The sequence below is a fragment of the Pseudomonas sp. ASL9 genome (genome assembly GCF_056680335.1).
This window is the reverse complement of sequence record NZ_CM155277.1, coordinates 787,798-807,412: the sequence shown is the minus strand read 5'-3', so window position 1 is coordinate 807,412 and position 19,615 is coordinate 787,798. Positions and strand designations below refer to the sequence as shown.

Below are 19,615 nucleotides of genomic sequence, written 5' to 3'. Positions count from 1 at the left end.
CTTTTCCTCTCAGTTCTTGCCCAGGGCGGTTTCGACGGCGGTGTGCAGTTGCTCGGCAGACAGCTGCTGCCAGCGGGCGCAGATGTGCTGGTCGGGACGAACCAGATAGGCTCCGTTGCGCGAGACACCGTACTTACTGCGGATATGGCCGGAGGTATCTTCGATCAGCTGGTCTGCACCACTGATGCTGGTCTGCACGTTTTGCGCAACAGCGATGATCTGGAATGGCACGCCGCTGCTGCGAATGGCTTGTGCCTGCGCCAGGAGATCGTCCGGAATGGACGTGCCATCGGTGAAGTAGAGGAGATAGAAGGAAGCGCCAAGGCGGTCGAACAGGTAATCGTTTTCGGCCAGTTTGATGTTGAGCAGCGGTGCGCCGTTGCGTGGCCCTGCACTGAAACGATCATTGTCGTCAGTCTGGCTGTTGAGCACCGATTCGGCGTAGTCGTGCGGCCGCGAGGTGCGCCAGTGGTACAGCGGACGGACGAACTCCTGGGTCAGCGACAGCGACAGCACGGCATCACGCACCAGGCGGTGGCCGGGCGTCGGCGGGGCCATAAATCGCGTGCTTTTGCCAGCCTCGCTGATGATTTCCCTCGCGGCGCGGACCCGTTCCTCTGTGTACGAGCCGAGCAGCTTCGACCCTGTCAGCCCTTTGATGGTTAAGGCCAGTTTCCACACCAGATCGTGGCAGTCCTGGAAGCCGGTATTGGCTCCACGCACGCCGAAAATCGGCAGCAGGTGCGCGGCGTCTCCCGTGAATATCACTCGATTGTGGATGTATTCCGGTAGGGTCAGGGCACGAGCTGAGTACACCGAGCTCCAGTCCATTTCCCATTGTGGCTCTTTGATCCCAACCATCTCCAGCTGAGCGTTGATTCGCTCGCGCAACGATTCAGGCTGCAGCGCTTGCTCAGGGGTTTCATTGGCTGGTAATTGGTAGTCGATGCGCCAGATATTGCCGGGCTCGCGGTGCATCAATACGGTATTGCCGGGGTTCCAGACTGGGTCGAAATAGGCCAGGCGTTCGGTGGGCAGGCCTAGGTCGATCTTGATGTCGGCAATCACAAAGTGCCCCTCATAGGAGGCACCCTCGAGTTTCAGATCGAGTAGCGAGCGGATCGCCGAGCGGGCGCCGTCGGCGGCCACCACCCAGTCAGCATCCAGGTGGTAGCTGCCAGCTGGGGTATCGATCTCCAGGCGGGCGAAATCAGCTTGCTGTTCCAGTGCTGTGACGCGGTTACCCCAGCGGATTTCCACCAGTGGGTTAGCCTCGGCCGCCTCTGCGAGGAACTGCTCTAGGTAAGGTTGTTGAAGGTTGGTCATTGGCGCGTAGCGATCATCCGGGTCCTGCGGGGTTTCCATACGAAACACCAGTTGGTTGCGGTAGAACGAATTACCGCAGCCCCACGGCAGTCCCGCTTCACTAACACGCTCGGCCACGCCCACCTGTTGGAGAATTTCCATCGAGCGGCGAGTGAAAACGATCGCGCGGCTGCCTTCGCTTACTTGCAGTTCTGACTCCAGCACCACGCAGGGGATGCCGTAGCGGGCCAAATCCAATGCAGTGGTCAGGCCAATCGGCCCTGCACCAACCACCACGACGGGTTTTCGCTCGATGTGCGAGGATCCGACGCTGGCAGTGTAGGCGGGGAAGACTTGATAGTTGTAATAGATCGAGCGTCGTGGCTCGCTGTCGGGCTGATGCATAGTAATGCGTCTCCTGATTGTTTTTGTTCGAGCTCAAGGCCCTTGGATGTGGAGACGACTTTACGTCGTCTGGTCCCAAGCGATGTCCCCTTAAGGGGACAACTTTTTCATTGCCGGCAAGGACCATGTGTTCAAGAAGGCGTTGGATGAACAGGCGCAGCGTGCGCTTTTCCCCTCGAACTACTTAAATAGCGCGGAGTGAAATAGGGCACTGGAGATTCAGGTGATGATTTCTCTGGTGGAATTGTCGGTAAATAGGGTTGGATCCGCAGGAGCAGGTGAAAGGGAGGTTTCGGCCCTTGCGAGTATCTATGGGTGTCGAGTCGCATGAGTGAAGGCAATTTAACGTTGTTTTCAGCCCGTCTTACCTACCGCAGAACACTGCCGGCCTACGCTCCGCAAAGGCGGCCAACCCTTCACCAAAATCGCTGCTCTCACACGCCTGTCGACGCAGCTCCGCAATTTGCTCCATCGCCTGGACGGGCATCGGTTGCAGGTCTTCAAGAATCCGCATCTGCTCCTTGATCGCCTGAATGGCCAGCGGCGCCTTGCTGGCGATGCCGCGTGCCAGCTCAAGTGCAGTCGCTTCCAGTGCGTCACTGTCGACCAGTCTATTGATCACGCCGAAGCGTTCAGCCCGTTCCGCATCTAGCTTCTGTGCGGTGAAAAACATCTCCTTCAGTACGTGAATCGGCAGGTTATTGAAGAAACGCAGCAGACCGCTGGTGGTGTAGGGGAGGCCGATGTTGACCGGGGTCATCGCGAAGCTTGCGCTGCGGTCCGCTATGACGAGGTCGCAGCTCATCGCCAGGTCGACCGCGCCGCCCCACACCGAGCCGGAGACCAGGGCGATCACCACGCCGGGGTAGGCGCGGATGCGGCGCAATACTTGCTCGAGGGGTTTGCCGTAGGCAACCGGGTCGCGGTCATCTTGCAGTTCGCGGAGGTCGTGGCCGGCGCTCCAGACAGGTTGGCCCACTTCGCTGCCCAGTATCACGACCGGTATGCGTTGTGATGTCAGTGCGGCAAGGCTTTCGTCGAGTGCCTGTAGCAGTTGTACGCTGAGGGCGTTGCGGTGGGTGGGGTTGCTGAAGACTAGTCGTCCGATTCGGTCATCGATCATGTTGACTGTCACGGTGGCGGAAGAGGTTTGCGTCGGGGTCATTGTGCGGTTCCTGTTGATTGTCCAGAGGCCATTGCTGGCGAATCGTCGGTGTTCTGGTACGCAACCTTTGTGGTCAGCAGCGCGTTGATCGATGCGGCGTCGAAACCAGCCTCGCGCAGCACCTCGACGGTGTGCTCACCCAAGAGGGGCGGTGGGCGGCTAACGCCCAGTGTCGGTTCCGCGCCGACAGTGGCGCTGAACACGGGGGTCACCACCTGCCGCAGTGCGCCGAGTGTTGGGTGCATGAGCGTCTCTACCAGTTGGCAATGCAACACTTGTGGGTCGTCGAACACCTCGTCGAGTGTATTGATCGGGCCAGCCGGCAACCCTGCACCGATGAACAGCTCAGTCCACTCTCGCTTGCCGCGAGTTTTTAAGCGGCTCTCTAAGATCACCTTCAACTCGTCACGGTGCGCGACCCGGACCTCATTGGTCGCGAAGCGCGGATCGTCCGGTAGCGTGGGTAAGTCGAGCAATACGCACAAACGCCCCCACATGGCCGAAGTAATCGGCGCTAGATTGAGCGGACCGTCCATCGTCTGGAATACCCCGTAAGGCGAAATGACCGAATGGGCGTTGCCGGTGCGTGGGGTGACATCACCCAGGCTGAGATAACGCTGGCCGTGCACACTTAACAGCCCGACCAGGCTGGCCAGCAACGAAGTGCTGACGTGCTGACCGCGCCCGGTGCGCTCTCGCTCCAGCAGGGCGGACAATACCGCCGTCACCAGCCACATGCCCGACGTCAGGTCGCCGATCGCCGTGCCGGTGCGGGTTGGGTCGCCATCGACAAACCCTGTCAGGCTCATCAGCCCCGAGTACCCCTGTGCGATTTGGTCGAAGCCCGGCCAACTGCTCATCGGTCCGTCGGCGCCAAAGGCGTTGATGCTGCCCATAATCAGCCGCGGATTGCGGGCTCTGAGCCTGTCATAGCCGAGCCCCATGCTCTCAAGGGTGCCGGGCTTGAAGTTCTCGATGACGACGTCGGCCTCATCGATCAGCCGATGGATCGTGGCCAACCCCTGGGGATTGCGGAAGTCGATGCACATGCCGCGTTTATTGCGATTGCATGATAGGTAGTAGGTGCTCACGCCTTGGTCGAACGGGCCCCAGGTGCGGCTCATGTCGCCGGTCGGGCCGGGTTCAATCTTGATCACATCGGCCCCGAGGTCCGCCAGCACCATCGTGCAGAACGGCCCCGACAGTGCGCGACTCAGGTCGACGATCTTCACGCCTTGCAAAGCTTGCATACAGTTCTCCAGTGAATGTTTGGATTGATGCTGTTTTATGTGCGCGCTATTGCGGCAAAGGCTGATCACGGGTTTCAACGGCAAACGGCAGGATCAGAATGCCGATCACGAAGGCCGCTGCCGTCCATGCGATGGGTGCGCCCAGCGAGCCGTACCAGTGGATTGCAGCGGCCAACAGGAAGTTGACGCCAGCGCCAATGAAGCGGCCGACCGATGCATTGAAGGCGAAGGCCGTGGCGCGTATCCGGGTTGGATACTGCTCGGGCAGCCAGAGTGAGAAAATCGCGAAGTTACCGCCGAAGAAGCCGAGGAATACCAGCGACACCATGAATAGATCAAGGCCGTTTTCCATGTAGAAAACCCAGCCGAAAGCGACCGCGATCGACACCGCCATGCCGGCAAAATAGATGCCCAGCGCAACCCGTCGTCCCAGTCGTTCGGCCAGCCATGGCGCCACGAGGCAGCCGAGGATGGTGCTGAGCGACAGGACTGCGGCGCCAATAGACGCAAGGTGCACCGCCCCAACGTGGTCGATACCGGCGCGAGTCGCCAGTGTTACGACGGCAGTCGCTTGGTAAACCGAGCCAGCCCACAAACCGACGATAGCGACCCCGACCAGGCAGGAGCTGGTCAGCGTGCGTCGTCGGAAGGCGGGTGCAAAGATTTCCCACCATGACGTGCGGGGGGCAGTCGTCGAGTCGGGACGTTTGACGTTGTGCGCAGCCTTGCGCACCTGGCCAGGCTCTTTCACCTTCAGCGCGGTATAGATCGCAATGACCGCCGGGAAGAGGCCGCATAGAAACATGACGCGCCAGCCATACGTTGCGCCGACGGTGTAGTTCAGCAGCGCGGCAATGAAGAAGCCAAAGTAGTAGCCCGTCTGCAGATAGCCCGCGCCCATCTTGCGCCGGTCTTCTGGCCAGCTCTCGGCCACATAGGTGCCGGCGAGCGCCCACTCGCCGCCGACGCCGATCCCGGCGATCAGCCGAAATGCCGCCAACTGCCAAATATTCTCTGAGAAAGCCGCTGCCCCGGTAAAGAGTGAGTAGACCAGAATGCTGGCCGCCAGCATTTTCACCCGGCCAAAGCGGTCGGCGAGTGGCCCCCATATGAACGACAGGCCCCAGCCGATCAGAAACAGGCCAAACATCATCGAACCGTACATGGCGATATTGCTGGGTGAGGGGTCAATTCCCGAGACGGGAAGCAGTTCGGTCAGGGCAGGAATCAAAACCAGCGCGAAGATCACCGAATCCACGCCATCCAGAACCCATCCCACGTAGACCGTCCAGAAGCCGCGGATCTGCTCGCGGCTCAAGGACGTTTTGATAGGCTTCATGCTCGGTATTGATGCTGCTGATGCAGTTGATGCTCTAAACATTAACGTCTCCCATTGACCTTGATCAGGCCTATAGAAGCGCTGCCAGCTGTTGCGGCCGCCAGCGCTTCGTTTATTGTGAAATCAGTCTAGGCAGCGCATCTCATAACCTACAAATATGAAATTCCTTTGGTCCCATCGTAATTTTGTATAGAGTCAAACGCTTTGGAAGCGTCCCCATGGACCTGCGCCAGTTGCGGTATTTCATCAAGGTGGTTGAGTGCGGCAATATCACGCGTGCCAGTGAAGCGCTGCATATCGCCCAGCCCGCTATCAGCCAGCAAATGCGCAACCTGGAGCTTGATATGGGCATGCAACTGCTCGTGCGCAGCGTGCATGGGGTGGTTCCCACTGCGGCTGGGCAGACGCTGTACCGGCATGCCATCGAACTGCTGCGCCAAGCCGACGGCACCCAGGAACTACTGCGTCAGGACGCCGAATTTCCGCAAGGCAAGGTATCGGTCGGCATGCCGTCGAGTACGGCTCGCATGTTGGCGATTCCGCTCGCGCGCACGATCCGCAGTCGCTATCCGGGTATCAAACTGGAGTTGATCGACGCCCCAAGCGCCGACCTGGAACGCCTGATCACGGTTGGGCGGGTGGCATTGGCTGTGAATGTCGATGCGGTCGAAACCCGTGGAGTGGTCTCCCAACGGCTATTCACTGAAACGCTGTTTCTGGTGGCGTGGCCGGAGTTTTCGCTGCCGGATGAGCCGGTGTCGATTGATGCTTTGGCGAAGATGCCGTTGGTTCTGCCCTGTGCACCGAACACGATTCGCAGTCGGGTCGAGTCGGCAGTGCGCGAGGCCGGTCTGCAATGTGACATTCAGTTCGAAGCCAACTCCACGGACTTGTTGTTCGCGGCCGTTCTGGCAAAGCTAGGCGTCACCATCCTGCCTGGGGCGGCTGCCCGTGTTGAACTTGAACAACATAAGCTCAAGCTGGCCAGGATCGATCATCGATTGTTCACGCGTGATCTGTCGCTGTGCTGGCATGACACGGTCGTACAGAGCAACGCGGTGCAAAAGGTCAAAGCCATCATTTTTGAGCTTTTCGACGAGTTTGAGCGACAGCCGGGGTGGGCGGACGGACAATGACGCACGCAGAAAGCCGGATGCAGTGCTTGATACCCTGTTCCTAGCCGCGACGTATTCAACCTATTCATTGCCCTCGGCGTGTTTTCCATGGCTATCAATTTCGACCTGAACGATCTCCAGGCCTTCCGCGCCGTGGTGGAAAAAGGCAGCTTTGGCAAGGCTGCCGAATCGATCCATATTTCTCAGCCTGCCCTTAGCCGACGTATCGAAAAACTTGAGGACGCGTTGGGCGTCAAGCTGTTCGACCGCACTACTCGCCGCGTCAGCCTGACCATGGTAGGGCGGGCGTTTGCACCGCGTGCCGAACGTCTGCTCGACGACCTCGATGACGCATTGCTGGGTATCAGCGATGTCGCTTCGACACGGCTGGGCCATGTCACGATCGCGTGTGTGCCATCGGCGGCTTATTACTTCATGCCGCGGGTGATTGCTCGCTATCACCAGCTCTACCCGAAAATCAGAGTGAAGGTGCTCGACGCCAGCGCCCACGACGTACACGGTGCGGTGGTCAGCGGGGAAGCCGATCTGGGCCTCAGTTTTATGGGCAATCTGGATGCAGGGCTTGAATTTGAGTTGCTGGTTCAGGAGGCGTACGTGCTGGCCTGCCGCCGCGACCATGTATTGGCGAGCAGAGAGAGTGTGACCTGGCGCGAGTTTTTTGAGCACGACTACATTGCGGTGGACAAGACCTCAGGCAATCGCTTCCTGCTCGATCAGGCATTGATCCACATTAAACCGGCGCGGCCGAGTATCTGCGACACACGGCATGTGGTGACGATGTTGGGGTTGGTCGAGGCCGGCCTGGGTATCGCTGCGGCGCCCGCGATGGCAATGCCCACCACGGGGCACCCAATTTTGAGCAGTGTGCCGCTGACTGATCCGCAGGTGATACGTAGCGTCGGCTTGATCAAACGTCGGGGGCGTACGCTGACGCCGGCGGCGTTGGAGCTGGAGCGGCTGATTGTCGAGATGAAAACGCAGCAACCGTCGGCGGAGGGGCCGACGGTTGTGCATTAGTAGCGTGGGCCGTCAGTTAGGGCTGACGGAATCAAGCCCGGTCGCACGCACTTCTGGCTGGGCCGCAGGTGATGCCAGGTAGTCGAGCAACACCTTAGCCTCCTGTGGGTGCTGGGCATTCACAGGTATCCCAGCGGCGAAGCGAGTGATCGATTGCACTGACTCTGGAATCTTGCCGACGAAGGTCACGCCGGAAACCGGCAGCAGTTCGCTGACCTGCTGGAAACCCAGCTCGTAGTCGCCCGTTGCGACCACAGAGGCTACCGGGATTTTCGGAATCATCGTGGACTTGGGTTGCAGTTGGCGTTCGATTCCAAGGCGCTTGAACAATTGATCCTGGATATACACCCCGCTAGCACTGTCGGAGTAAGCCACTGAGCGAGCCTTGAGCAAGGCCGCTTTGAGCTCGTCGACAGACGCTATTTTCGGCGTGTCCGCACCGGCACGCACGACGACACCGATCCTCGAATCTGCAAGCTCCACACGTGAACCAGGGATGACCTTGCCTTGCTTGATCAAGTCATCGAGTGCATAACCGACCATGATCACAACGTCGGCTTTCTCTCCGCGCTCCAGCCTGTTGGGAATGGCTTCAGGCGCCTTGCCCATGGATGGACCCAGAGTGGTGTCCAACGTATTGCCGGTGTCTGCGGTAAATTTGGGCCCCAGTGCCTTATAGGCAGCGGTAAACCCACCGGACGTCATTACGTGGATTTCGGCGGCTTGCGCAGCCGTGCTCAGACTCAGGCTGCCGAGCAATACGAATGCGGCGAACTTCATGCACAGTGCTTTCATGGCTTATTTCTCCAGCGCCAGGGCGTAAGGGTGGTTACACCGCAAGGCGCAGCTGCACGGCCTTGCCACGGTACAGAAACAGGGTCGCGGACAGCGCGCAGGCTGCCGCGAAACTCATCCAGTAACCGGGTGCGGCCTTGTCGCCGGTGAGGTGAATAAGTGCCGTAGAAATGACCGGAGTGAAACCGCCGAACACCGCAGTGGCAAGGCTGTAGGCCAGAGAGAAACCAGCGACGCGGACTTCAGCGGGCATGATTTCGGTCAGGGCCGCGACCATCGCGCCGTTGTACATGCCGTATAGAAAGGACAGCCACAACAGCGTTTCCAGCATGTGGCCGAAACTGGGCGCCTGGGCCAGCAATGACAGGGCAGGGTAGGACGTTGCAATGGCCAGCGCGGCCATGGTCACAAGCACCGGCCGCCGCCCGATGCGGTCAGACAGAGCACCGCCAATGGGCAGCCAGATGAAGTTGGATACCCCCACCAATAGCGTCACCATCAAGGCGTCGGCGGTGCTCAGGTTGAGTACGGTCTTGCCGAACGTCGGCGCATAGACGGTGATCAGGTAAAAAGCGGTGGTGGTCATCGCGACCATCAGCATGCCGGCGACGACGATCACCCAGTTCTGCATCAAGGTATTGAACACTTCACGCATGGTTGGACGGTGCTTGCGCTTAGAGAACTCCTCGGTTTCCTCAAGCTTGCGACGCAGGATGAAGAGGAATGGGACGATGAGGCAACCTACCAGGAAAGGCACGCGCCAGCCCCAATCAGCGATCACTGATGGAGGCATCCACTGATTCAGGGCGAAGCCCAATCCTGCGGCGATGATGATCGCGACCTGCTGGCTGGCCGACTGCCAACTGGTGAAGAAGCCTTTTTTACCAGGCGTCGCCATCTCGGCCAGATACACCGAAACGCCGCCCAGTTCCGCGCCTGCGGAAAAGCCCTGAAGCAACCGCCCGATCAACACCAGCGCCGGTGCCAGCAAGCCGATGCTCTCGTAGCCCGGTACCACCACGATCAGAATGGTGCCGCTGGCCATGATTGATAGCGTGACGATCAGCCCCTTGCGGCGGCCAACATCATCGATATAGGCGCCCAGGATGACCGCGCCCAGTGGGCGCATGAGAAACCCCGCACCGAACACGGCAAAGGTCATCATCAACGACGCAAATTCACTGCTCGCCGGGAAAAATGCCGCTGCGATATAGGTGGCGTAAAAGCCAAAGAGGAAGAAATCGAACTGCTCGAGAAAGTTGCCTGACGTTACCCGGAAAACCGCGCTTGCTTTGGAACGGGGGGACGCTGTCACGCTTTGAGTTGAGGCCATCTACTTGTCTCCCGACGCTTTTATGCATGCATCTGGCGTGCATGATTTTTATAGAAGCGAATAGTGGCTGAGAGAGACTGAGTTGATAAATGCATAGTTCGCATTCATTGATGCGTCATGCTTATGGATGGGGTGCAGCATCCAGGTAGATGCACCTTTCAAGGTGCTGGTTGCGCGATGAGCACACTGACCTAAGCTTCAAGGCAGCACAACAGGTGCGTTTTGTGAGCTTGAAACCAAACGGATGAAACGCTCATGAACAATGCATGGACATGAAAAGGAGCTGCGCATGCTCATTCGGTCATTGACCCTCGTCACTCTGCTTGCCACCGTCGGCGCCCTGCAGGCCGCAGACAGCGATGCCCCCTTGTCACAGGATCGCGGACAATTTCGTCCGCTGATTATCATCGCCCCCAACGCCATGGACCCGGCCCTGGTCAACCTGAAGAAAGCCCTGGATGAACCGGCTAACCACGCAGCCTTCGCCGAACGCAACATGGTGCTCTACACCGTGGTCAACACCATTGGCCAGCGCAACGGCAAGGATCTGGACGCACAAACCACCATGGCGCTGATCCGCGAGCTCAAGCTCGGTGCGAGTGCCCAAACCAAGGTCATCCTGGTAGGCAAGGACGGGGAGAAGAAAATCGAACACTCCGGTCCCATCGACCCCAAGGAGATTTTCAGCACCATCGACCAGTTGCCCGCACAGGAAAAAGAGGCCGCTGCGCCACCCCCGCAACCAGCGCCTGAGGCGACGCCGGCCCATGCTGGTAAGGCGGGCAAACTCGTCAAGTCCACCAAGCCGGCAGGACCACCCAAGCCGTTGGATGATTGACAGGAGTTTTATCGGACCGCTGGGAAGTCGTGCAGGTTTTAACCTGGTGCCAACACACCGCTCGCCCGTTGTTCAAGCTGCTTTCATTAGCGCCGAACACGCGGTTTTATAGGCTTCGTGCTGATATTTATTCAACGAAGTGGCCAGCAGAAAGTCATGTTTTTTATACTGAGCGCTGACTGTTTGCGGCGACACGAGAATCACCTCGCACTGAGTCATCAGCTGTAAAATCCCTTCGATTTTAAAGGTGGTCGGACCGCCCGCGAACTCGCCTTTTTTGCTGCGTTTTTTGATTGCGATGTGGTCAATACGGTTGTCACGAACAAACGCCTCGACGAGGGCCGCGAACGCTTTGACGTTCGACGATTCATCATCGTCCTCGAGGGCGATTTTTTTCGTGGACAGAGGCAGGTGTTCAAGAGCGTTATCTTGAAGCGAGGCGACAGCGAAAATGGCTTCGCTGCCTTTGATTTCGATACCGCAGATTTTCATGTAGCTGCCTGTTATAGGTGGAAAGGCAGCTATTTTCTTCTCTTTTCCTATTTATGGCTAACTGACAAACATCCCGCGCGCCATGCCCGACGCAGCAACGAGTATGACGATGATCAGCGCCACTTCGATGTGGCTTATTCGGGAGTACAGCAAGGCGTGGCGGGTATCGATCGGGGTGCCGCTTTTGAACGCATTGCGCCACTTGATCAGCGCAACCATGGGCGCGATCTCAAGCAGTATGATTGCGATGAATGTAGCCATCTTAAGATGGAACAGCGGTTGGTGCAGGTAGTAAAAGGTTCCCTTTTCAAACCCGCCAAATGCGCGCAAAGCCCCCGTCACCAGCAGCACTGCGGTAGCAATGCCCCAGAAGTTGTCTGCTACAAATACATCCCGAAGTGTGGAAGGATTGGTTTTGTTCAGCCGCCGTAAAGACCTTCCACGGCTCAGTACCGCTCCCAGTGCAACGCCGTATGCCAATAGGTGCAGTGTCGCCAGGAACCATTTGAAGAGCATGGTTGTGAGTCTCCAATCATGAACGATAAAAAAGTAGCCCATCGAAGAGCGGGCAATTGAGTGCAGGCTCGCTGTTCGAGATTTTGCCCGAACCCCGGAAAAGATCACAGGTTAATATTTTGATGCCGTCCGATGACCGTTTATACGCACCCGGTGGGCGTTTGGGTAATGGTGTGGGCATAAAAGGTATTTTAAGTGGCGGACCTAATCGACAAAAGCCCGGAATAGCGTGAGTTTTCGCTGTTCCGGGCTCTTCTATGTCTGAACACGCCTGCAGCGTGTTTTTGAAACAGTGCATCGGAGTGCCATTCGTGGACCTGAGCTTTATAGAGGAAACAGGTACGCTCGGCGAATTCGCAAGTGACCGAGGCTTACTCTTTCCCCTGAAGCCCGGCCTGTCTCATTGTCAGGTTCTTCTGATTTTTGTATTGCACGGCAACTTCCGGCGCTGAGGTGCTTTTGCCGGTTTCTACCCAGTTGCGCAAACGAGTCGCGTCAGCGAAGTGAGTGTATTTGCCGAATGCATCGAGAATCACCACCGATACCGGTCTGTTGCCCATGGTGGTCAACAACACCAGGCAGTGGCCCGCTTGATTGGTAAAGCCGGTTTTGGTCAGCGTGATGTTCCAGCTGGCGTTTCTGATCAGGTGATCGGTGTTGCTGAAGCCCAGGCTGTAGGTGGGTTTATGGAACGTCACGGTTTTTTCAGGGGTGGTGCTCAGCTCGCTCAGCATTGGGTATTTGCGTGCGGCGAGTACCAGCTTGGTCAGGTCCCGAGCGGTGGACACGTTATAGATGGACAAACCAGTGGGCTCGACATAGACCGTGTGCTTCATGCCCAGCGACTTGGCCTTCGCGTTCATCGCCATAATGAATGCGTTATAGCCACCCGGATAGCTGTGGGCGAGGCTCGCGGCGGCGCGGTTTTCCGAGGACATCAGGGCGATCAGCAGCATGTGCTTGCGGTCCAGCTCGCTGCCGAGCTTGACCCGGGAGAACACGCCTTTCATTTCCTTGGTGTCGGCGATCGACACTGTAATCATTTCATCCATTGGCAATTTTGCGTCCAGCGTCACCATGGCCGTCATAAGTTTGGTGACCGAGGCGATGGGAACAATGACATCCGGATTGCTGGAATACAGTACTTTGTCAGTCTGCAGGTCGACCACCATGGAGCTGCCTGAAGCCAAGTGAAGTTTAGAAGGGTCGCGATCAAGAGTGGCGGGGTCGCGTGCTAACGCGCTCTGTGAGAGTGCAGCGCCTGTACATACAAATAATAGGCTCAGGATGGAATGACGAATTTTCACGAGCTGGGCTCACTAATAATGGAATATGCCGTTTAACACGGGTTTCTACGAAAACACTGCATTTTATGGGTATGCTCCGAGTACTGTCGATGGGTCTTGTCCATTGAATTGAGGTTAGCAGCAGCTAAGCGCTTTCATGGGAAAAAAAACCACAATTGCTGATCAGAATCGTCAATAGACATGGTGTCTGACGGGCACACCGATTAGCATCCTACGCAATTAATGCCAAGTGCTCTCAAACGACTCAGGAGTCGCGCAATGCCCAAGGGTTTTATCAGCAAGGATTACGTCGCACTGGTGGTTGTGGCGGCTGTGGTTGCGGTGCTCTTGCTTGGGATTGGTTTTTTTCAGAAGTCTGCGGATTGGGCCGGCTGGATTCAGGCGATCGGTCTGATCGTGGGCTTAATGGTGGCGATTGCTGTGCCGGGCATTCAGAAAAGTCAGGAAGCGAAGAGCCAACACAAGCAAATGCGTGAACGGGAGGTGGGTTACGCTCGCCGCCTGCAGTACCTGTGCGCCGAGCTCAATGAGCTGTTGGCAAAAATCAGCATGAACCTGATTCATCTTCGCGCCACCGACAGGCATCGCCTGCAACATACCCTTCAGGACTTCCTGCATCGCTTGTTCGAATCGCACAAGCATGATCTGAACGATGACCGCGTGGTAATCGCCCATGAGCTGCGGCAGGTGGTTAATGAACTGGTCGATGAGCTTGAAAGCGGCCGTGCAGATCGAGTGGTGTTGATGAACCTGGAAAAACGCCTGCAAAAGCTGGCGCACCGGACTCAGGTCGGTGCGGTGATGGCTGAGCGTCTCTGACCCCTTTTACTGCGCATAAAAAAGTCCACATCAGAGATGTGGACAAGGGGATGTGCGGAGCAACGCACTATGTCAGGGTGAAAACTGGCGAAGCAGTATCAGGCAAGCATCTGACGGGTATCGAACTTCTCGGACAGGGCCTGGGCCGCGGGTAGGGAGGTAAAAGGTCCACTGATGGGCTCGCCGTTCTGTACCAGGTACCAGCAGGCAAGCAGTCCGTGTTCTCTGAGCTGGGCTGGAACTGCGCTACCCACTACCGACATGATTTGAACCTTGCCCATACGTACCTCCATCAATCTATGGAGCTACTCTACGGCGCCATGGGCGCGAGTGATAATCACTGCTCTCGATAGTGGACATTGATGGTAGCGAGGTTCGTTTCGTTTAATGCCGGTGGCGTTTGTGGGCTGATCAATCGACGACTTGATCGAGTATCGCCATCACCTCGTGATCGTTTAGAAGACCTTTTTCAACCAGATTCTGTGCCAGCAAGGACAAAAGTTTTGCGCTGCGATGGCCTTCCAGGCTCTTGAGTTCGGTCAGTGCGCAATACACTTTGCTCGATGTGCACAATCCCTCCGCACGATGAGGATGCTGAGTTGGCATAAGGGCGTCCTTCTTTTTATGAAGTCTGATGTCGCTGAACGATAGTGGCCGATCAGTCGTCAGGAGTTGTTCGGTTGTTCGTCGCTTGAAGCGCATCTGCTCCACGACGATGTCATCAATAATGACGGACTCAAGCAAACACGCTGTCTCGCCAGCGACCTCCATCGAACTGATGTAGACGCTAAAAAAACAGCCCCGCCTTTTTGGAGGCGGGGCTGTTTTTTAGAATGTTACCAGCGCCCACGACCTTCTTCCCGGTCATGGTCATGACCGTAATAGCCATGCGGACGACCGTAGTAACCTGGTGCGCCGTAATAAACCGGGGCTGGAGCCACTACGACCGGCTGGTAGTAGACCGGTGGCGGTGGTGCCTGATAATAGACAGGTTGTGGTGCATAGACCGGTTGCGGCTGCACATAGACTGTCCGGGGTTGGTTGGAGGACATCACGGCGCCAGCCACGACGGCCCCAACCACAGCGCCAACCACTAGACCTGGACCGCCCCAACCACGCCCGTCGGCTGACGCTTGGCTTGCAATGGCTAGGGCACCCAACAACAAGGCAACCTTGGGGATATGACGAATCATGACTATTCCTCGACTTTCAATCCCGTTGTCGCGAGCCTGCATTACTCTCAAGCACTGCCACGGGATACTACTATGACAGCGGTTTCGTAGAAATCTGCGAAGCGCATGAGTAAATATTGTGTAAGTGTGTCTGGTGTCTATTATCGCGGTCGTGGCCGAGTTGGCAACGGACAGTCGACGACCCGCCGATTATAGCTTACTCCAGCGCTGCCAAGCGCTCTTCCAGGGCCGCAATCCTAGCTTCGAGCTCATCCAGGCGCTCTGCCGAGGTCGGCCCGCCAATGGCGCGGTCTGGCGGATTCTGTCGGGCCGCAAGAATAGCCATGATGTCGTCTGGATCGCCCAATGAATGCATGTAGCGATCTTCGCGTTGGCCGGACTGACGTGGCAATAGCGTCGCCAGCCCTCGGGCGATCAATCGATCAAGTTGATGAGTGACCTGCTCGATATCTTCGAAGTCATGCATGCGGTTGCTGCGGGTGAGCAACTCATTGACGGTTTGCGGGCCACGCAGAAACAGCAAACCACTCAAAATGACCTGTGCCGGCACCAGTTCCAGGGCTTTATCGACGCGATGTTCCCAGCGATCGGCACGACTGCCCATTACCAGCCGTGTCAGGCCACGGCCTTCGAGCGCGCGCAGACTTTGGCCGACCTGGCCCTGGGTCAGGTTCATCACCGGTTCACGGCTGGTTTTTTGATTACAGGCAGTGACCAACGCATTGAGGGTTAAAGGATAGGTTTCGGGGCTGGTAGCTTTTTTTTCGATCAAGCAGCCTAGAATGCGAACTTCTACACTGTTGAGTTGTAGCTTATCGGCGGAGTCGGTAGACACGGTCTCGGTAGACATAGCGCTTTCCCTGGGCGTTTGAAGGCAACTAGCCTATGGGCTCGGGGATATAAAAGACAAGCCGCTTTCGTGCGCCCCCCATGACTATAATCACGCCACCTTCAATCCAGGATCTGCCATGACTATTTCCCTATACGCCACTTCCGTTCCGGTTTTCAAACAAATGCTCAGCGCTTTGAGCGACGTACTGGCCAAGGCTGAAGCCCATGCCACGGCAAAAAACATCGAACCTGACGCTTTGTTGCAGGCTCGCCTGTTCCCGGACATGTTCCAACTGATACGTCAGGTACAAATCGCCGTTGATTTCGCCAAGGGCGTCTCGTCCCGCCTGGCGGGCATAGAAGCACCGAAATATGACGACTCCGAAAAAACCTTCGCCGAGTTGCAAGCCTTGATCGCCAAAACTCTGGCTTTCATCGCCACCATCAGCCCTGAGCAGATCAACGGCCAGGAAGATCGCGAGATCATCACGCGTCCAGGTACGCCCAAAGAGAAGCGCTTCGACGCGCAAACCTACTTGCTGGCCTATGGCCTGCCGCAGTTCTTCTTCCACGTCACCACGGCTTACGCCATCCTGCGTCACAACGGCGTTGAAGTCGGCAAGCGCGACTACATGGGTGCGTACTGATCCCCTGAACGACCTGTCTGATTGACACCCAGCCGCCGCATGAGAGGTTTCGTGCAGCGGCTTTTTTGATGTTGCGTCATGCCGTCTCTGCGTTCTGCAGCGTAAGGGTCGGTTGCTTTAACGCTTCAGCTTGCGCGACTCTCTGTTAGTATTCTTTCCCCACTCGTATGTATTTCCCGACAGATCTTTCCTTGCGGACTGATCTGTGTCGTCGTTCTGGAGTTTTCATGTTGTTGCCTATTTTGCTGTTGTCGGCTGCCGGTTTTACGGTGCTGACGACAGAGTTCATTATCGTCGGCCTGTTGCCCGCGATAGCCCGTGACCTGGATATCACGGTGTCGCAGGCAGGCCTATTGGTCACCTTGTTCGCATTCACCGTGGCCGCTTTCGGGCCTTTCTTGACAGCGTATTTTTCGCGTTTTGAGCGCAGGCGCCTGTTCATCACCATTTTGGTCATGTTTGGCTTCTCCAACGTATTAGCAGCATTGGCACCCAACATTGCCGTGATGGCCGTTGCGCGACTGATTCCAGCCCTTGGGTTGCCTGTGTTCTGGGCACTGGCCAGTGAGACCGCCGTGGATATTGTCGGCCCGGAATACGCTGGACGCGCTATTTCAAAGATTGGTTTTGGCATTGTCTGCGCGACCGTATTCGGCATCCCGGTCGGAACATTGATTTCTGATGCCTGGGGGTGGCGTAGCGCATTTGCCATTCTGGCCGTCGTGGCATTTGCCAAGGCCCTGCTGTTATGGATCTACCTGCCTGCGACACACAAGCACAAAGAGCCGGTTTCATTGCTGGGGCAGTTCAAGATATTGCGCAGCCCATTGATGCTCGGTCATGTGCTGCTGTCAGTGTTGGTGTTCAGCGGCATGTTTACGGCCTATACCTACCTGGCGGACATGCTCGAACGTCTGGCGGGGTTCAATGGCACCGTGGTGGGCTGGTGCCTGATGGGCTTTGGTGCGGTCGGCTTGCTGGGTAACTCGCTGGGTGGGCGCATGGTTGACCACCATCCATTGATTGCCAGTTTGTTCTTCAGCGCGTTCATGATCACCGGCATGGTGGCTGTGGTGCCAAGCATGCATTCGACGCTAGGCCTTGCACTGGCGTTGGCCGTCTGGGGCATTACTCAGGCAGCGTTGTTTCTGGTCAGCCATGTTCGGTTGATGAAGGCGGCCCCCCAGGCGCCAGCTTTTGCGGCCTCGTTGAACATCGCCGGGGCGAACCTGGGGATTGGCATTGGCGCGATCATCGGTGGTCGGGTAATTGACCACCTGGGGTTGGGTAGCCTGGGGTTTGCAGCGGCGGGCATTATTTTGCTGTCGGTGCTGTTGGCGCTGCTGATGATGTCCGCCAAGCCTGCGCCCATTTGCGCTTAATCGGGTGCGGTGAATAGCCCGCGTCGAGCGCCTTCGGTAATGGCAACGATGCCAGGGTGCTTGATCTTGCGTTCGACGGATATCGCGTAAAAATATTCGGTGACGGCATCAGTCTGGCCGATCATTTGTACGCCGTATTGCGCCTGTACTTCGTCGGCAATCACACTGGGTGTGATGAAAATCCCGCTACCGGATTTTCCGAATGCCTTCATCAGCGCACTGTCATCGAACTCCCCGACAATCCGTGGCTGCACTTTTTGTTCGGCGAACCAGCGCATCAGGCGACTGCGGATTACCGTTTCCTGCCCCGGCACCAACAGCGGCGCACCTTGCAGCCCGTGTGGGAAATTCTGCCCATAGCGCTCGGCCAGTGCCTGGGTTGCGAAAAAGCTGATACCGCATTCCCCCAGTTTCTGGCTGTAGCCTTTGATATCCAGATGCGGAGGCATCGGGCTGTCCGAGATCACTAGATCCAATCGCTGGATAGCCAGATCGGCCAGCAAACGCTCAAGTTTGTCTTCGCGGCAGGTGATGCGAATTGGCTCAGCCAGCGCCATGGTCGGTGCAATCAGCCGGTACACAATCGACTTGGGCACCACATCCGCGACCCCGATGCGAAACAGGATCTGCTGCTCATCGGGTTGCGCGCGAAGCAGGGCTTCGAGTTCATCGCCGAGCTGAAACATTTGCTCCGCATAGGGCAGGGCGAGACGACCGGCTTCGGTCAGCTCCAATTGCCGACCCACCCGACGAAACAAATCCACACCAAAGGTTTGCTCCAGCAGGCTGATCTGCCCGCTGATGGTTTGCGGTGTCAGGTTCAGTTGCTCGCCCGCCCGCACGATGCTGCCCGTTTTGGCCACGACCCAGAAGTAGTGCAGCTGTCGATAATTAAGCATGACAAGGCCGATTCGTAAAAACCGAAGTATACATGGCAAAAATACGAATTTTTCTGATGTGTTTGTCTCCCTAGAATGCAGCCCAGGCGCCGGGCCTTCTTATGTACCGGGCTATCCAATCAATGTTTAAGGCTGAATCAGGGTTCGCTCACATGGAATATCTTCTACAACTGGCTGCAAGCCCCACCGCCTGGATTGCTTTGGCGACACTGGTGGTGATGGAAATCGTGCTGGGTATCGATAATCTGATCTTTATTTCGATCCTGACCAATAAACTGCCGGAGCATCAGCGTGCCAAAGCGCGGCGTCTGGGGATCAGCATGGCCCTGTTCCTGCGTCTGGGCTTGCTCAGCACCATTGCTTATATCGTGCAATTGACTGAGCCAGTGATCGAGCTGTTCGGTCAGGTGTTCTCCTGGAAAGACATGATCCTGATTGCGGGTGGTCTGTTCCTGTTATGGAAAGCGACTACCGAAATTCACCATAACGTCGAAGCCAGAAGCGAAGACGAGAAGGTGACCTCTTCAGGCGTAACACTGGGCTTCGCCGCCGCCATCGGGCAGATTTTGATGCTCGACATGGTGTTCTCCATCGACAGCATTATTACCGCCGTGGGCATGACGGAACACTTGCCGATCATGGTGATTGCTGTGATAGCTGCCGTTGTTGTGATGCTGGTCGCGGCCGAACCGCTGGCCAGGTTCATCAATAACAACCCGACCGTGGTGATGCTGGCGCTGGGCTTCTTGATCATGATTGGTATGACACTGATCGCCGAAGGGTTTGGTGTGCATGTACCCAAGGGTTATGTCTATGCGGCGATGACCTTCTCAGCGGTAATCGAAGGTTTGAACATGTTGTCGCGTAAGGCGAAGCTGAAGAAAGTAGCGGCCTGAGTGTGAAGGTTTGTGACGTCTGAACGTTCAGTGGTCGGCATGGAGTGATC

Annotated in this window: 21 protein-coding genes; 7 read left to right on the top strand and 14 right to left on the bottom strand. The window is 57.0% G+C overall.

Features of this window, described 5'->3' with window-relative positions:
* Positions 1-9 precede the first annotated feature (9 nt).
* The 4 genes from AC1ME2_RS03785 to AC1ME2_RS03770 all read right to left on the bottom strand — a co-directional run bounded on the left by AC1ME2_RS03785 (position 10) and on the right by AC1ME2_RS03770 (position 5,464).
* Complete coding sequence (locus tag AC1ME2_RS03785; protein WP_480439412.1) at positions 10-1,710, bottom strand: FAD-dependent monooxygenase; 1,701 nt, start codon at positions 1,708-1,710, stop codon at positions 10-12.
* 364 nt (positions 1,711-2,074) lie between these two features.
* A complete protein-coding gene (scpB, locus tag AC1ME2_RS03780) occupies positions 2,075-2,875 on the bottom strand; it encodes a methylmalonyl-CoA decarboxylase (RefSeq protein ID WP_480439411.1) in 801 nt (266 codons plus the stop codon).
* The gene (locus tag AC1ME2_RS03775) at positions 2,872-4,125 is read right to left on the bottom strand and encodes a CaiB/BaiF CoA transferase family protein (RefSeq protein WP_480439409.1); all 1,254 of its coding nucleotides are present in this window, start codon (positions 4,123-4,125) and stop codon (positions 2,872-2,874) included. Before AC1ME2_RS03775 ends, scpB begins: the two co-directional genes overlap by 4 nt.
* Before the next feature lie 46 nt (positions 4,126-4,171).
* Positions 4,172-5,464: an MFS transporter gene (locus AC1ME2_RS03770; RefSeq protein ID WP_480439408.1), complete on the bottom strand. Its 1,293-nt coding sequence runs from the start codon at positions 5,462-5,464 to the stop codon at positions 4,172-4,174.
* A gap of 218 nt (positions 5,465-5,682) precedes the next feature.
* Between AC1ME2_RS03770 and AC1ME2_RS03765 the strand changes: the two genes are divergently transcribed.
* Both AC1ME2_RS03765 and AC1ME2_RS03760 read left to right on the top strand, forming a co-directional pair.
* Positions 5,683-6,600: a LysR substrate-binding domain-containing protein gene (locus AC1ME2_RS03765; protein ID WP_480439407.1), complete on the top strand. Its 918-nt coding sequence runs from the start codon at positions 5,683-5,685 to the stop codon at positions 6,598-6,600.
* 87 nt (positions 6,601-6,687) lie between these two features.
* On the top strand, positions 6,688-7,617 hold the full coding sequence (locus AC1ME2_RS03760; RefSeq protein ID WP_480439406.1) for a LysR family transcriptional regulator: 930 nt from the start codon (positions 6,688-6,690) through the stop codon (positions 7,615-7,617).
* A gap of 12 nt (positions 7,618-7,629) precedes the next feature.
* Here the strand turns inward: AC1ME2_RS03760 and AC1ME2_RS03755 are convergent, their stop codons facing one another.
* Entirely contained in the window at positions 7,630-8,412 is a 783-nt protein-coding gene (locus AC1ME2_RS03755; protein ID WP_480439405.1) for a substrate-binding domain-containing protein, read from the bottom strand.
* 34 nt (positions 8,413-8,446) lie between these two features.
* Positions 8,447-9,745 (bottom strand): tricarballylate/proton symporter TcuC, encoded by a 1,299-nt coding sequence (gene tcuC / locus AC1ME2_RS03750; protein WP_480439403.1) that lies wholly within the window; start codon positions 9,743-9,745, stop codon positions 8,447-8,449.
* Positions 9,746-10,034: 289 nt separating this feature from the next.
* Here tcuC and AC1ME2_RS03745 point away from each other — a divergent pair, with 289 nt between their 5' ends.
* The gene (locus AC1ME2_RS03745; protein ID WP_480439401.1) at positions 10,035-10,583 is read left to right on the top strand and encodes a DUF4174 domain-containing protein; all 549 of its coding nucleotides are present in this window, start codon (positions 10,035-10,037) and stop codon (positions 10,581-10,583) included.
* A gap of 72 nt (positions 10,584-10,655) precedes the next feature.
* On the opposite strand, the gene AC1ME2_RS03740 is transcribed toward AC1ME2_RS03745, so the two are convergent.
* From AC1ME2_RS03740 to pbpG, 3 genes are all read right to left on the bottom strand, one after another.
* Positions 10,656-11,075 (bottom strand): DUF3010 family protein, encoded by a 420-nt coding sequence (locus tag AC1ME2_RS03740; protein WP_480439400.1) that lies wholly within the window; start codon positions 11,073-11,075, stop codon positions 10,656-10,658.
* 57 nt (positions 11,076-11,132) lie between these two features.
* The gene (locus AC1ME2_RS03735) at positions 11,133-11,591 is read right to left on the bottom strand and encodes a DUF2214 family protein (protein ID WP_480439398.1); all 459 of its coding nucleotides are present in this window, start codon (positions 11,589-11,591) and stop codon (positions 11,133-11,135) included.
* A 371-nt stretch (positions 11,592-11,962) separates the two neighbouring features.
* A complete protein-coding gene (gene pbpG / locus AC1ME2_RS03730) occupies positions 11,963-12,898 on the bottom strand; it encodes a D-alanyl-D-alanine endopeptidase (protein WP_480439397.1) in 936 nt (311 codons plus the stop codon).
* 258 nt (positions 12,899-13,156) lie between these two features.
* Here pbpG and AC1ME2_RS03725 point away from each other — a divergent pair, with 258 nt between their 5' ends.
* Positions 13,157-13,717, top strand: a complete 561-nt coding sequence (locus AC1ME2_RS03725; protein WP_480439396.1) for a hypothetical protein — start codon at positions 13,157-13,159, stop codon at positions 13,715-13,717.
* 98 nt (positions 13,718-13,815) lie between these two features.
* On the opposite strand, the gene AC1ME2_RS03720 is transcribed toward AC1ME2_RS03725, so the two are convergent.
* The 4 genes from AC1ME2_RS03720 to AC1ME2_RS03705 form a co-directional block, all read right to left on the bottom strand.
* A complete protein-coding gene (locus AC1ME2_RS03720) occupies positions 13,816-13,998 on the bottom strand; it encodes a hypothetical protein (protein WP_480439394.1) in 183 nt (60 codons plus the stop codon).
* A gap of 130 nt (positions 13,999-14,128) precedes the next feature.
* Entirely contained in the window at positions 14,129-14,323 is a 195-nt protein-coding gene (locus AC1ME2_RS03715) for a hypothetical protein (RefSeq protein ID WP_480441978.1), read from the bottom strand.
* Positions 14,324-14,553: 230 nt separating this feature from the next.
* Entirely contained in the window at positions 14,554-14,916 is a 363-nt protein-coding gene (locus tag AC1ME2_RS03710; protein WP_480441977.1) for a hypothetical protein, read from the bottom strand.
* Positions 14,917-15,106: 190 nt separating this feature from the next.
* A complete protein-coding gene (locus AC1ME2_RS03705; RefSeq protein ID WP_480439393.1) occupies positions 15,107-15,760 on the bottom strand; it encodes a YceH family protein in 654 nt (217 codons plus the stop codon).
* 118 nt (positions 15,761-15,878) lie between these two features.
* Here AC1ME2_RS03705 and AC1ME2_RS03700 point away from each other — a divergent pair, with 118 nt between their 5' ends.
* Positions 15,879-16,388, top strand: a complete 510-nt coding sequence (locus AC1ME2_RS03700; protein WP_480439392.1) for a DUF1993 domain-containing protein — start codon at positions 15,879-15,881, stop codon at positions 16,386-16,388.
* Positions 16,389-16,615: 227 nt separating this feature from the next.
* Entirely contained in the window at positions 16,616-17,770 is a 1,155-nt protein-coding gene (locus AC1ME2_RS03695; RefSeq protein WP_480439391.1) for an MFS transporter, read from the top strand.
* Here the strand turns inward: AC1ME2_RS03695 and nhaR are convergent.
* The gene (nhaR, locus tag AC1ME2_RS03690) at positions 17,767-18,669 is read right to left on the bottom strand and encodes a transcriptional activator NhaR (protein ID WP_480439389.1); all 903 of its coding nucleotides are present in this window, start codon (positions 18,667-18,669) and stop codon (positions 17,767-17,769) included. The genes AC1ME2_RS03695 and nhaR overlap by 4 nt on opposite strands.
* 152 nt (positions 18,670-18,821) lie before the next feature.
* On the opposite strand from nhaR, the gene AC1ME2_RS03685 reads away from it, so the two are divergent.
* Positions 18,822-19,565: a TerC family protein gene (locus tag AC1ME2_RS03685; protein WP_480439387.1), complete on the top strand. Its 744-nt coding sequence runs from the start codon at positions 18,822-18,824 to the stop codon at positions 19,563-19,565.
* Positions 19,566-19,615 lie beyond the last annotated feature (50 nt).

Excerpts from the sequence above, each read along its gene's own strand:
- tcuC (WP_480439403.1), bottom strand. The coding sequence starts at position 9,745 with ATGGCCTCAACTCAAAGCGTGACAGCGTCCCCCCGTTCCAAAGCAAGC.
- AC1ME2_RS03720 (WP_480439394.1), bottom strand. The coding sequence starts at position 13,998 with ATGGGCAAGGTTCAAATCATGTCGGTAGTGGGTAGCGCAGTTCCAGCC.
- AC1ME2_RS03715 (WP_480441978.1), bottom strand. The coding sequence starts at position 14,323 with ATGCCAACTCAGCATCCTCATCGTGCGGAGGGATTGTGCACATCGAGC.
- AC1ME2_RS03735 (WP_480439398.1), bottom strand. The coding sequence starts at position 11,591 with ATGCTCTTCAAATGGTTCCTGGCGACACTGCACCTATTGGCATACGGC.
- AC1ME2_RS03770 (WP_480439408.1), bottom strand. The coding sequence starts at position 5,464 with ATGAAGCCTATCAAAACGTCCTTGAGCCGCGAGCAGATCCGCGGCTTC.
- AC1ME2_RS03725 (WP_480439396.1), top strand. The coding sequence starts at position 13,157 with ATGCCCAAGGGTTTTATCAGCAAGGATTACGTCGCACTGGTGGTTGTG.
- AC1ME2_RS03775 (WP_480439409.1), bottom strand. The coding sequence starts at position 4,125 with ATGCAAGCTTTGCAAGGCGTGAAGATCGTCGACCTGAGTCGCGCACTG.
- AC1ME2_RS03765 (WP_480439407.1), top strand. The coding sequence starts at position 5,683 with ATGGACCTGCGCCAGTTGCGGTATTTCATCAAGGTGGTTGAGTGCGGC.
- AC1ME2_RS03685 (WP_480439387.1), top strand. The coding sequence starts at position 18,822 with ATGGAATATCTTCTACAACTGGCTGCAAGCCCCACCGCCTGGATTGCT.
- AC1ME2_RS03755 (WP_480439405.1), bottom strand. The coding sequence starts at position 8,412 with ATGAAAGCACTGTGCATGAAGTTCGCCGCATTCGTATTGCTCGGCAGC.
- AC1ME2_RS03705 (WP_480439393.1), bottom strand. The coding sequence starts at position 15,760 with ATGTCTACCGAGACCGTGTCTACCGACTCCGCCGATAAGCTACAACTC.
- AC1ME2_RS03700 (WP_480439392.1), top strand. The coding sequence starts at position 15,879 with ATGACTATTTCCCTATACGCCACTTCCGTTCCGGTTTTCAAACAAATG.
- AC1ME2_RS03745 (WP_480439401.1), top strand. The coding sequence starts at position 10,035 with ATGCTCATTCGGTCATTGACCCTCGTCACTCTGCTTGCCACCGTCGGC.
- AC1ME2_RS03695 (WP_480439391.1), top strand. The coding sequence starts at position 16,616 with ATGTTGTTGCCTATTTTGCTGTTGTCGGCTGCCGGTTTTACGGTGCTG.
- AC1ME2_RS03740 (WP_480439400.1), bottom strand. The coding sequence starts at position 11,075 with ATGAAAATCTGCGGTATCGAAATCAAAGGCAGCGAAGCCATTTTCGCT.
- nhaR (WP_480439389.1), bottom strand. The coding sequence starts at position 18,669 with ATGCTTAATTATCGACAGCTGCACTACTTCTGGGTCGTGGCCAAAACG.
- AC1ME2_RS03760 (WP_480439406.1), top strand. The coding sequence starts at position 6,688 with ATGGCTATCAATTTCGACCTGAACGATCTCCAGGCCTTCCGCGCCGTG.
- scpB (WP_480439411.1), bottom strand. The coding sequence starts at position 2,875 with ATGACCCCGACGCAAACCTCTTCCGCCACCGTGACAGTCAACATGATC.
- AC1ME2_RS03785 (WP_480439412.1), bottom strand. The coding sequence starts at position 1,710 with ATGCATCAGCCCGACAGCGAGCCACGACGCTCGATCTATTACAACTAT.